The following is an 11,366-nucleotide window of genomic DNA, read 5'->3' as shown; positions in this document are numbered from 1 at the left end:
AATATGTTTAAGAAGAATAAGAAACAGACAGAAACTATCAAAGAACCAAAAGAAAAAAAGGTGCGTACTGTCAAGGTAGGCACACATAAGAAAACCGTGATTGCGTTGTGGGTGGTGCTTATCGCAAGCGTGAGCTTTGGGGTGTATAAGAATTTTACCGCTATCGACCAGCACACGACCCATGAAAAAGAAATCATAGAGCTTCGCTTGCATGACACCAACGGGATTGAAAATTTCGTGAAGAATTTTGCAAAGTCCTATTACACATGGAATAACAGCAAAGAAGCGATTGAAGCAAGGACGCAGGCAATCAGCGGTTATCTGACAAAGGAATTGCAGGACTTGAATATAGATACCATTAGAACCGATATACCGACCAGCTCCACAGTTACAGATGTGATTGTATGGAGTATTGAACAGTCGGGAACGGACACTTTTTCTGCTACCTACGAAGTAGATCAGCAGATAAAAGAGGGAGAACAGACAACAGCGGTCAAGGCAACCTATACGGTAAAAGTCCATGTGGACGCTGACGGGGATATGGTAATTGTTCAGAACCCTACCCTTGCACCAGCAATCGAAAAATCAGACTATGAGCCTAAGACACCAGAAGCAGACACAAGCGTAGACGCTGATACTGTCAATGACGCTACCGCTTTTCTGGAAACATTCTTTAAGCTCTATCCAACAGCCACAGAAAAAGAACTTGCCTACTATGTATCGGGAAATGTGCTTGAACCTATCGGCAGGGACTATCTTTATTCTGAACTGGTAAACTCTATCTTTACAAAGGACGGGGACAATGTAAAAGTTAAAGTAGCTGTGAAATTCCTTGATAATCAGACAAAGGCTACGCAGGTATCACAGTATGAGCTTGTACTACATAAGGATAGTAACTGGAAAATTGTAGGATAAATCACAAGAAGTAGTTTGCATGTCATAGAAATATGATTTGCAAACTACATTTTCATCGAATTATGTTCACAAATAGTTCTGAATACGCTAAAATAGTAATTCACGCAAAAACCGCAATATATATTAAAACTTGAAGAAAACTATTTATTATAATCTAAGCTGAAAGGAGGGTGCTGTAATGGTCAATAAGGTTGAAAACATTATAACGGTTATCAATTACATAGAAAACAATCTCACAGAAAAACTGAACTTATCCTCTATTGCGATGGGTGTTGGTTATTCAAAATATCATTTGCATAGAATGTTTGTCGAAACTGTTGGATTGTCTATACATGACTATGTACAACGCAGACAATTAACAGAGTCTGCAAAACTTTTAGTGTTTTCTGATAAATCTATTCTTGAAATTTCGCTTATTGCTGGTTATGAAAGTCAGCAGGCATTTACAAATATTTTTAAGCAGATGTATAAGAAAACGCCTAACGAATATCGAATGAACGAAGAATTTTATCCGTTACAGCTTAGATTTGATTTGATACAGACAGTTAAACAAAAATTATCACAACAAGAAATGGAAGAAAATATCAGATTTGCTACAACAACAGATATACCTGCCTGCCTAGAACTAGCTTATTTAGTAATAGACGGTTTTCCAAATTTGAACGAGAATGAATACTTAACAGAATTAGAAAGAGGTATTTTAGAGCAAAGAGTGTTGATTTTAACTGATAATACTATTGCTATTGCTTTGATGTCTATTAACTATCATACGGGAAGTATTGATTTCTTTGGAGTACACCCGTTATATCGTAAATGTGGTATTGCAAAATTATTTTTAGATAAGGTTATGAATGAACTTTTAGTTGATAAAGACATTTCTGTAACAACATTTCGTGAGGGCGACAAAGCTGATACGGGGTATCGTAAGACTTACAAAGAATTAGGCTTTGCAGAAGCAGAATTATTAGTTGAATTTGGTTATCCTACACAAAAATTAGTATTATTTTCAAAAAATGGGGGTAGTACAAATGAATAGTAATCCTCTCGCAAAAGATTTTAATACTGGGTCTTTATTAAAATTTGCTTTCCCGACCATATCCATGATGTTATTTATGGGGCTTTACACAATTGTAGATACCATATTTGTATCACGATTTGTCAATACAAATGCTTTATCAGCAATCAATATTGTTTGTCCTGTTATCAATTTAATAGTAGGATTGGGAACAATGATAGCTACGGGTGGTAGTGCCATAGTTGCAAGAAAAATGGGGGCAGGAGAACCCAAACGAGCAAAACAAGATTTTACACTACTTATTTTATTTGGTTTTATTTTGGGAGTAGTAATTTTCATTCTAGGAATTATCTTTATTGATGAAATTATATATGCTCTTGGAGCTGATAAGGTTTTATTTCCATATTGTAAAGACTATTTAACTATTATTTTACTGTTTACACCTGCAAGTATGTTGCAGGTACTATTTCAAAATTTATTTGTAACAGCAGGAAAACCAACTTTAGGACTTGTTCTTTCTGTAAGTGCTGGTGTAATGAATATCGTATTTGATTATCTTTTTATGGTTATATTTGACATGGGGATTGCTGGTGCAGGATTTGGAACTGGAATTGGTTATTTGATACCCGCAATTACGGGGCTAATTGTCTTTTGTAAAAAATCGGGAACATTGTCTTTTGTAAAACCTATTATAGACATTAAAGTACTTGGAGAAAGTTGTATAAATGGTTCATCAGAAATGGTTAGTCAGCTTTCAACGGCAATTACTACATTCTTTTTCAATCGCACAATGATGAATTTATTAGGTGTAAATGGTGTGGCTTCTATTACTATAATTATATATACACAATTTTTGCTTACAACATTATTTATTGGTTTTTCAATGGGGGTTGCCCCAGTCATTAGCTATAATTTTGGAGCAAACAATTATTATGGATTAAAGAAAATATATAAAATCTGTATTTCTTTCATTTTTGTAGGTTCATTATTTATTTTTGCGTTATCCTTTATAAATGGAAATACTTTGGTACGTTTATTTACTGGGACAAATGAAGCGGTATATAAAATTGCAATAAACGGGTTTATGATATTTGTATTTAGTTTTCTTTTTTCGGGTTTCAATATATTTTCATCAGCAATTTTTACTGCATTATCTAATGGTAAGCTATCTGCTTTGATTTCTTTTTTAAGAACATTTGGCTTTATAATGATAGGCTTGTTAATAATGCCACAGTTTATTGGAATAACAGGTGTATGGTTGGCTGTTCCCATTGCCGAAATATTAACACTATGTATTTCATTATATTTGAATTTTCGTCTTTGGCTTTCGTGGAATAATCAGAATAACAGCTATGAAAAAAATACAGAAAGGTTATTATGATAGGACTTAAAAAACGAGATATAAAAAAAGCATTGAAAGCTGGTGCAAGGGCGGGTGGTATGTCATTGGCTGATGTTCGGGCAAATATTGAAGCAACGATTGATGAAGCCATGAACAGCCCAGACCCAGAGGTGCAGGCAAATTTCAAAAAATATTTTGGTAATAAACGCCCTACCCCAGAAGAATATATTTACAAGATTACCAAAAAGACAAAGATTTGAAAAAAGGCTTGCTCCATACATTTTGTATGATCTGCAAGCCTTAATCTATTTCAGAGGAAATTTAACAGTAAAGGTAGCACCGCCACCAACAGTATCATTAATAGTGATAGTACCGTTCAGCATTTGGGTTAATTCTTTGGCGATACTTAGTCCCAGTCCAAAATTCGCTTTGTTAGCATGGGACTTGTCGCCACTATAAAATCGGTCAAAGATATACTGCTTATCTTCATCAGAAATGCCTTGCCCGTGGTCTACCACAGAAAAAGCAATATTCTTTTCGGTGGCGATTACTTCTATCTCTATCAAAGAATTATTCTTGGAATGTTGAATGGCATTATCCATAAAGATACACAAGATTTGAAATAATCGGTCTTTGTCGGTAAGCATGGCAGGATAACTTTCCTCGGATAAATGCAGTTTTAGTTCTAAATTCTGCTTCATGCAGACGGGTTCGTATGTTTCATATAACGTAATGAGCAAGGTATCTACATTGATTGTACTTTTATGCAATGTCCATGTTTTAGCGTCGGAAGAAGCCAGAAGCAACATATCTTTGACTAAACGGGATAACCGCATACATTCAAAATCTATGGTCTGTAAGGCTTGCTTTGCCTGCTCGTTTAAGGAAACATCATCAAGAAGCATATCCGTGTTGGAAATCATAACAGCTAGTGGAGATTTTAATTCATGGGAAGCTGTTGCAACAAAATCTTTTTGGCTTTGCAATATTCGTTCTGTTGGGGCAAAAGACTTTTTCAGCAGATAACGGGTTAGTATGATAACAACGATACAAGCCAAAAGCCAGATAAGAAGATATATCGGTAATGTCTTTTGTAAAATATCCGTTAAGTTGGCTGTCTGATAAAAAAAAGTCCCATGATATACGGTATCATTTGCTGTCATAATTGTAGCAGGAATAACAAAATAAGTATCGTGATGTTTTCCTTTTATTTCCAGAAAACCGCCTTGTGAAGTTGTGGTGCTTTCTGTTTGTGATAATAGCTGTGTAGAAATCTGTTTTTCTACATCATGCAACAGCTTGTCCGCAGAAGTTGGAAATGGAAAATCACTTTGATAAATGGTATTCCCTTTTGTATCGCTAATCAAGGAAAAAATATGATAACTTTCTTCGTAGGCTTTGAGTGCTTTATCCATATCCGAAGAAGCACTTTCCACTTGATAAATCAGCAAGGTTGTTAATCTTTGAAACAAGGTACTTTCGTTGATTTTCTCCGTATAAACCGTATTCGCAACAACAAAGAAAATCACAAGGGTAATAATCAGCATAACAGAACTTGCAAACAGAATATGAAGTTTTCGGTATAAGTTATTTAACATGTTTCTTTCTCCAGTTTGTACCCTGCACCGTAGACCGTTGTTATTTTACAGGAACTTTTTAACTCCTTTAGACGTTTTCGCAGAAAAGAAATGTAGCTGTCTACATTGCCAGTTTCTACTTCGGAAGAACTACCCCAGATTTTAAGGATTAGCTGTTCACGGGAAAATAGTGTTTCTGGGTTCTGCATAAATACAAAAGTCAACTCGGTTTCTTTTGAAGTTAATAAAAGAGAGTTATTTGGTGTGGATAAGGTTCTGCTGTCTTTATCGAAAGTTAAATCTCCATATTGTAATTTGGGAGATAATTGGATATTGGCAGGTCGCCTTGTCAACGCCCGAACCCTTGCAAGCAATTCTTTGATATGAAATGGTTTTACTAAGTAATCATCAGCACCACCGTCTAAACCCTCAACCCGATTATCAAGGGTACTCATGGCAGTAATGATAAGGATAGGGATAGATATTCCTTTTTTACGCATAGATTTTATGATTGTTAAACCGTCAATAATCGGTAACATACGGTCTACAATGGCAAGGTCATAAGCATAGTCTGTATTTAAGGCATACAGCATAGCAGTTTCCCCGTCATTGCAACAATCAACCATATAGTTTTCTTTTTCCAGCGAAATTTTTATATTTTTACATAACTCTAAATCATCTTCCAGAAGAAGTATTTTCATAATGTATCAATCCTTTTCTATATATCATCTTGGACATTAGCAGTCCAAGAAGCTTTAATTATAGACAGTATAACAGAAAAGTCTGTAAAAATCCTCTAAAAAATGATGATGATTTTCTTGCTTTTTTACAGGATTTTTAGAATGGTTTGCTTTTACAATAGTGGCATATCGAATAAGAAAGGTGGAATACAAAATGAAAAAAACAAACATCAGTAAATTTGTAGCAGTTGGATTATGTATCTGTGCATTGACGGGGTGTGGTGCAAGTCCAGATGAGAAGCCAGATATGTCTAATCCTATTGTCAATTCTAATACGAATGAAGAAAATGCAAATGGCTCTTCAGAAAATAAAGAAAACGACATATTAGAGTCTGCTAATTTGATAGGAAGTGTTTTGGAATTTACAGACAATGGTTGTTCCGTAAGTCAAGCAAAAGAAATTGAGGGGGGAGCAGGGATAAAATCAGAAGCACCGGGACTGGAAAATAAAGACAATGCTGTTTCTGTAACCTATAACCCAGATTGTGAATTTGTCATTGCCACAGTAAGTGCCAACTCTGGTGTTACGAATGTAACGACGGGTTCTATCTCCGATGTAAAGAAACAATCAAATGTATATCTCTATGGAGAGTTTGCAGACACAAATCATTTCAATGCAACAAAGGTTGTCATAGCCCATTGGGAATAGAGGTGTGAAGTATGAAGTTTTATCAACTTGGTTTTCGCTATTTACAGCGAAAAAAAGGGAAAACCATTCTTCTGTTGATTGTTTTGATACTTGTAAACAGTATGATTTTAGGTACAAGCATGATTTTAAGGACTACAAATGAGTCCAAACAAGCCATGCAGGAAAAGACAAACTCTAAGATTGTGGTTGAAATTACAAGTAAGGACAGCAAGATAACAGAGAATGAAGTAAACAAGATTGAAACGCTAGAAGATGTTTCGTCTATCAACCGCATTGGTAGACAAGAGGTATTTCCGAATAATTTTGCTCCCGTTACGCTCAATACTTCTACGAATGAGGAAAATTTGAAAATAGCACTGCTTTCCTATGATGATTTGGAAAAGGACAGCCCTTTTTCAGAAATGCAGTACCGCTTAGCTTCTGGCGATTATATCAAGCGTGAGAAAAAGGGTGCTGTTATCAATGCGAACCTTGCAAATCAAAATGAGCTAAAAGTTGGAGATACGATTGAATTAAGTACAGAAAACGGAACAAAAGTATCTGTTCAGATTATTGGAATTTTCATGTCCGCAGGAAATGCGGAAAAAGACCAGCCGTCAGAAACTACCGCAGTCAATCGAATAGAAAATCAAATCTTTATTGACAACAGTACTTATAAAGAATTGTTCAAAGAAGCTGAATTTGAAAAAATCTGCATTTACTCAAAAAGACCAGAAAAATTAGATGTGCTGGAAACCAGCCTGCAAAAAATATTCGGAAATGATGTAGCACTTAGCACGTCTGATACCCTTTATCAACAGATGTCTGCTCCATTAGAGCAAATCAGTAAGGTGGCAAATCTTATGCTGGTACTTACATTGGTAACTGGTACTGTTGTTGTTTCCCTGCTGTTATGTATGTGGATGCGGACAAGGCAAAAAGAGGTGGCAATCTTTATGAGCCTCGGCAAGACAAAAAGTGAAATTTTCCTGCAAACTTTATTAGAAGCAGGCAGTGTATTTACACTTTCGGTTTTAGGAGCAACAGCCATTGGTAAATTGTTCTCGGGCGTTTTGCAAAACGTCATTACCGGTTCAGAAACAGTAACAGAAAATCTGAAAGTGGTTTTGCAGATACAAGATATTGGAATGTTGTTCCTTTTAGGCGGTGCAGTTATTTTGGTGGCATTGTGCTGTTCCATTCTTCCGATATTACGAGCAAACCCAAAAGATATATTAGCAAAAATGGAGGGATAGTACATGAATTTTTTTGGATTGGCAAGGCGTTCTGTGTTCAGAAAGCCCGTAAAAAGTATTCTCTTATTGTTGATTGTTTTTGCAATCAGTACCTTGCTTCTTGCAGGTGTGGCGAGCAAAAATGCCAGTATTGAGGTGCAGGACAAAACCAGACAAGCCATAGGTGCAGGCTTTCTTTTAGAAAGAAATGCAGAGTACCGAACAAAGCGAGTTCGTGAATACTCAGAAAAGATTGGTAATGATAAGGAAGGTAGTTTTGGTGGCTACCATCAGGAAAAAGAGATTATCAATGGTGTGGAGACTTGGACAGGCTGGACAACAAATGAATTTGAAAGCTTAGATATAAAAGACATTGAGAAATTGGCAAAAGCAAAAGGAATTGCTGATTACAATATTACAACAGTAACAACTCCCGTAAACCCTGTAAATTTCAAAAGGATTGAAGATAAAGATGTAGACCAGAATGCAGATGTTGGCGGTGTAAGTTTAATTGGAAACAAAGATATGAAACTAGACAGAAATGTTTTATCTGGAAACCTGCATATCAAAGAGGGACGAATGATAACCCCAGAGGATAAAGATATGTGTGTCATTTCAGAGGAACTGGCAAAGCAAAATAATCTGAAAATCGGCGATAAGATTTCTTTTAATGATTACCACGATACTGAAAATTCAAAGGTATCAGAAGCTGAGATTGTTGGAATTTATCAAGTGGATCAAAAGATGTCCCCACTTATGCAGGGAGATACTTACCGTTCGGAAAATGTAATATTTACAGATTTGAGATTTCCAGAAAAGGCAGAGGGTGAAACAAGTCCATTATATGAAAGAGCCTATTTCAAAGTGGAAGATGTGGAAGCTTACGACGAAGTAAAAGAAAATCTGCAAAAAGTAGACATCAATTGGGAGCAATATGATTTGATTGACAATAACGGAAATTCCGAAACCATGTCCTCAAACTTCAATGATTTAGCAAAAGTAAGCGAAATGATGATATTGGTAATCTCTGTTGCAAGTTTTGTTATCCTTGTTTTAGTATTTCTGTTCTGGCTGAAAAATCGAGTGCAGGAAGTCGGTATTTTCTTATCTCTCGGTGTTCCGAAATTTAGAATTATCGGACAAATTTGGAGCGAAGCGATTATGATTACTGTTCTTTCCCTTATGTTATCCTTTGCTGTCGCTCCTGCTGTTTCCAAAGTAACGGCAAATTATCTGGTATCACAGCAGGTTCAGCAAATGCAAGAGGAAGAAAAGAATAATGAGGGAAAAGTATCCACAGAATACGTTGCACCAAAGCAGGACGTGCAGAGTATCAGCGTAGAGGTTACACCAGAAATGTATCTGTTGGACGGTGTAAGTGTTCTTGTGTTGATAACGGCTTCTGTTCTGGTATCTGGAATTGTAATACTAAAGAGAAACCCGAAAGATATTTTATCGGAAATGAGTTAGGAGGACGACGAAAATGTTAGAAGTAAAGAATGTAAGCTATGCTTACAAAACAAAAAAAGATAAAACCATTTTGAATAATGTATCTGCTACTTTCGAGGAGGGTATCTTTTATACCATTATCGGTCCGAGTGGTGCAGGAAAAACAACACTCTTATCGTTGTTAGCAGGCTTAGATACAGCAGTAAAAGGGACTGTCCTTTGCAATGGCGAGGATATTACAAAAAAAGGGCTGAATTACCACAGAAAGCATAATATCTCATTGGTATTTCAAAATTATAATCTGATTGATTATTTGACAACGGTTGAAAATGTCAAATTAGGTGGTAGTGGAAATGCTGAAAAATTATTGGAAGAAGTCGGTATTGGAAAAGAATACTGGCAGAGAAATGTATTGCAACTATCTGGCGGACAGCAACAGCGTGTAGCGATTGCAAGAGCATTAGCCAGCGACGCTCATGTACTTTTGGCAGATGAACCGACGGGAAATCTTGATGAAACTACCGCTGATGAAATCATTGCTTTGCTGAAAAAGACTGCACATGAATTAGGAAAATGTGTTGTTGTGGTTACACACAGTAAGCATTTGGCAGAAGAAGCCGACGAAATCTTAGAAATTAAAAACGGTGCAATTTCTTTTCTGTCTGAATAAACAAGAATAGTGCCGTAAAGGAGCTGTCATTATGGAATATTTTAGATATACCTCGACACAATCAATTTGACCCTAACGGCATTGTTATAAGAACTAAATACAATACAGTTTCAAAGGCTCGTACAGACTATATGTTTTGTGCGGGCTTTTTTCATGCCAGAAAAAAATTTTTTAAGTTTTTTTTGATTTTGGTTACGCTGTACCCCACTTTCAACGCGGTATATATGAAAAGGGGCAGACACCTCTTTTCGACTAGCGAAAGGAGGTGAGGAAAATAAAACCGTCAGAACTACAAGAAAAAACCTGTCATCAATTCGATTGTGCTATTAAAACAGTTATACGTCATAGAGCGATTGACTTCTATCGAGCGATACGTCGTTCAGAGAAAAAAGAAATGCCATTCGCCGAAATTATGGACGACCTCTTAAATTCCATAGGCACAGAAGATACATATTCTACGGATTATGTTGCAGTATTTGAAGTCTGTGGCGAAAAAGTGTCAATCGAAGATGAACAACTGGCTCGTGCATTGAAAGCTATTGAAGAACGAAAGCGTAATATCGTTTTACAGTATTTTTTCATTGGGGACACGGACACTTATATTGGAAAAATGCTTGACTGTTCCAGAGCTAATGTAACAAAATGCAGAATACAAGCACTCGACAAGCTAAAGCAACTGATTGAGGAGGAAAAAGAGAAATGCCAAAAGAGCTGACACCGACTTTCACGGTTATTTCCAAAGCATGCGACGGCGACGAAACAGCTATTTCAAAAATCTTGGAGTTTTACGACCCATTTATCAATCAGTGCTGTATGCGTCCGTTTTACGATGATAACAACAACTTGCGTCTTGCGGTAGATTTGGAAATGAAAGGTTTTATCAAAGAAGCGATTATTCGTAAAATCTTAAACTTTGATATTAAACGCTTCTAATTCATATCGGGATTGATTATGCCCGTCTGGTCTTTGACAACTGAATAAAGCAGACAGATACGTTTGTGAGATAGCAAGCCACGGGGACTGTACGCCATGACCTTTCCAAAAGAAAGCGAGCGACCCATGCAGTGATCCGAGAGCGACCGTTGGAAAAGTCGCTTTGCCACGACCTATCCTCACAGAATAATGATACGTCCGCATGGTGCGGTTCTGCCCACAGGAATGGGAATGGTTGAGATACCAACGGAGCTTTCCAAAGCCGTCTGCCTGCTTGTAAAAAATGACACACAGTAAAGGGGGTGCATAGATTATGAACAATACTGATGTGCCTATCTGGGAAAAATATACTCTGACGATTGAAGAAGCGTCTAAATACTTCCGCATTGGCGAAAAGAAATTGCGTAAATTAGCCGAAGAAAATATTGACGCTGGCTGGGTTATCGTGAACGGTAATCGTATTCAGATTAAGCGAAAACAATTTGAAAAAATCATAGATACATTGGACGAAATCTAATGTCATTGAGCCGTAGATATGGTATAATAAATATAGCGTATCACGGCTCGTTCCATGACGGAAAGGAGCTTTACACTATGTCTAATGTAAAACGAAAAGACAGTAAAAATCGCAATTTGCGTAATGGAGAGAGCCAGCGAAAAGACGGAAGATACGTTTATAAATATACCGATATATACGGAAAGCCACAATTTATCTATTCTTGGAAACTTGTACCGACAGACAAGACACCTGCTGGAAAGCGTGATGATATTTCATTGAGGGAAAAAGAAGCACAGATAAAAAAAGACCTTAACGACGGTATCGACACAGTCGGCGGTAAAATGACAGTCTGCCAGCTCTACG

Annotated in this window: 14 protein-coding genes; 12 read left to right on the top strand and 2 right to left on the bottom strand. The window is 36.7% G+C overall.

Going from position 1 to position 11,366, the window contains the following annotated elements; all coding sequences use genetic code 11:
• Positions 1-3 precede the first annotated feature (3 nt).
• The 4 genes from DWX26_RS04545 (at position 4) to DWX26_RS04530 (ending at position 3,532) form a co-directional block, all read left to right on the top strand.
• Positions 4-915, top strand: a complete 912-nt coding sequence (locus DWX26_RS04545) for a conjugal transfer protein (protein WP_118600933.1) — start codon at positions 4-6, stop codon at positions 913-915.
• Between the two features lie 178 nt (positions 916-1,093).
• The gene (locus tag DWX26_RS04540) at positions 1,094-1,951 is read left to right on the top strand and encodes a GNAT family N-acetyltransferase (protein ID WP_009264279.1); all 858 of its coding nucleotides are present in this window, start codon (positions 1,094-1,096) and stop codon (positions 1,949-1,951) included.
• Positions 1,944-3,311, top strand: coding sequence for an MATE family efflux transporter (locus DWX26_RS04535; RefSeq protein WP_117636798.1), 1,368 nt, complete (start codon positions 1,944-1,946; stop codon positions 3,309-3,311). Before DWX26_RS04540 ends, DWX26_RS04535 begins: the two co-directional genes overlap by 8 nt.
• Positions 3,308-3,532, top strand: coding sequence for a hypothetical protein (locus tag DWX26_RS04530; RefSeq protein ID WP_117636799.1), 225 nt, complete (start codon positions 3,308-3,310; stop codon positions 3,530-3,532). The genes DWX26_RS04535 and DWX26_RS04530 overlap by 4 nt, the downstream gene beginning before the upstream one ends.
• A gap of 45 nt (positions 3,533-3,577) precedes the next feature.
• On the opposite strand, the gene DWX26_RS04525 is transcribed toward DWX26_RS04530, so the two are convergent.
• Both DWX26_RS04525 and DWX26_RS04520 read right to left on the bottom strand, forming a co-directional pair.
• The gene (locus DWX26_RS04525; RefSeq protein WP_074034324.1) at positions 3,578-4,870 is read right to left on the bottom strand and encodes a sensor histidine kinase; all 1,293 of its coding nucleotides are present in this window, start codon (positions 4,868-4,870) and stop codon (positions 3,578-3,580) included.
• Positions 4,864-5,550: a response regulator transcription factor gene (locus DWX26_RS04520; RefSeq protein WP_117580019.1), complete on the bottom strand. Its 687-nt coding sequence runs from the start codon at positions 5,548-5,550 to the stop codon at positions 4,864-4,866. The genes DWX26_RS04525 and DWX26_RS04520 overlap by 7 nt, the downstream gene beginning before the upstream one ends.
• A gap of 193 nt (positions 5,551-5,743) precedes the next feature.
• Here DWX26_RS04520 and DWX26_RS04515 point away from each other — a divergent pair, with 193 nt between their 5' ends.
• The 8 genes from DWX26_RS04515 to DWX26_RS17070 form a co-directional block, all read left to right on the top strand.
• Positions 5,744-6,238: a chitinase gene (locus DWX26_RS04515; RefSeq protein ID WP_117580020.1), complete on the top strand. Its 495-nt coding sequence runs from the start codon at positions 5,744-5,746 to the stop codon at positions 6,236-6,238.
• 11 nt (positions 6,239-6,249) lie between these two features.
• A complete protein-coding gene (locus DWX26_RS04510) occupies positions 6,250-7,473 on the top strand; it encodes an ABC transporter permease (RefSeq protein WP_021423052.1) in 1,224 nt (407 codons plus the stop codon).
• A gap of 3 nt (positions 7,474-7,476) precedes the next feature.
• Complete coding sequence (locus DWX26_RS04505) at positions 7,477-8,922, top strand: ABC transporter permease (protein WP_021423053.1); 1,446 nt, start codon at positions 7,477-7,479, stop codon at positions 8,920-8,922.
• A gap of 13 nt (positions 8,923-8,935) precedes the next feature.
• Positions 8,936-9,571, top strand: coding sequence for an ABC transporter ATP-binding protein (locus tag DWX26_RS04500; RefSeq protein ID WP_021423054.1), 636 nt, complete (start codon positions 8,936-8,938; stop codon positions 9,569-9,571).
• A 265-nt stretch (positions 9,572-9,836) separates the two neighbouring features.
• Entirely contained in the window at positions 9,837-10,286 is a 450-nt protein-coding gene (locus DWX26_RS04495; RefSeq protein WP_021423055.1) for an RNA polymerase sigma factor, read from the top strand.
• A complete protein-coding gene (locus DWX26_RS04490; protein WP_032509628.1) occupies positions 10,271-10,504 on the top strand; it encodes a helix-turn-helix domain-containing protein in 234 nt (77 codons plus the stop codon). Before DWX26_RS04495 ends, DWX26_RS04490 begins: the two co-directional genes overlap by 16 nt.
• 313 nt (positions 10,505-10,817) lie before the next feature.
• Positions 10,818-11,021 (top strand): excisionase, encoded by a 204-nt coding sequence (locus tag DWX26_RS04480; RefSeq protein ID WP_004613735.1) that lies wholly within the window; start codon positions 10,818-10,820, stop codon positions 11,019-11,021.
• Positions 11,022-11,098: 77 nt separating this feature from the next.
• Positions 11,099-11,366: integrase DNA-binding domain-containing protein (locus tag DWX26_RS17070; RefSeq protein ID WP_032509630.1), on the top strand; the 268-nt coding region annotated here is incomplete at its 3' end.

The organism is Blautia sp. AF19-1 (assembly GCF_003479155.1).
GTDB lineage: Bacteria > Bacillota > Clostridia > Lachnospirales > Lachnospiraceae > Fusicatenibacter > Fusicatenibacter saccharivorans.
This window is presented reverse-complemented; position numbering and strand designations above follow the sequence as displayed.

Coding starts and splice junctions, on each gene's coding strand:
- DWX26_RS04505 (WP_021423053.1), top strand. CDS start 7,477: ATGAATTTTTTTGGATTGGCAAGGCGTTCTGTGTTCAGAAAGCCCGTA.
- DWX26_RS04500 (WP_021423054.1), top strand. CDS start 8,936: ATGTTAGAAGTAAAGAATGTAAGCTATGCTTACAAAACAAAAAAAGAT.
- DWX26_RS04530 (WP_117636799.1), top strand. CDS start 3,308: ATGATAGGACTTAAAAAACGAGATATAAAAAAAGCATTGAAAGCTGGT.
- DWX26_RS04540 (WP_009264279.1), top strand. CDS start 1,094: ATGGTCAATAAGGTTGAAAACATTATAACGGTTATCAATTACATAGAA.
- DWX26_RS04545 (WP_118600933.1), top strand. CDS start 4: ATGTTTAAGAAGAATAAGAAACAGACAGAAACTATCAAAGAACCAAAA.
- DWX26_RS04490 (WP_032509628.1), top strand. CDS start 10,271: ATGCCAAAAGAGCTGACACCGACTTTCACGGTTATTTCCAAAGCATGC.
- DWX26_RS04535 (WP_117636798.1), top strand. CDS start 1,944: ATGAATAGTAATCCTCTCGCAAAAGATTTTAATACTGGGTCTTTATTA.
- DWX26_RS04520 (WP_117580019.1), bottom strand. CDS start 5,550: ATGAAAATACTTCTTCTGGAAGATGATTTAGAGTTATGTAAAAATATA.
- DWX26_RS04525 (WP_074034324.1), bottom strand. CDS start 4,870: ATGTTAAATAACTTATACCGAAAACTTCATATTCTGTTTGCAAGTTCT.
- DWX26_RS04480 (WP_004613735.1), top strand. CDS start 10,818: ATGAACAATACTGATGTGCCTATCTGGGAAAAATATACTCTGACGATT.
- DWX26_RS04510 (WP_021423052.1), top strand. CDS start 6,250: ATGAAGTTTTATCAACTTGGTTTTCGCTATTTACAGCGAAAAAAAGGG.
- DWX26_RS04515 (WP_117580020.1), top strand. CDS start 5,744: ATGAAAAAAACAAACATCAGTAAATTTGTAGCAGTTGGATTATGTATC.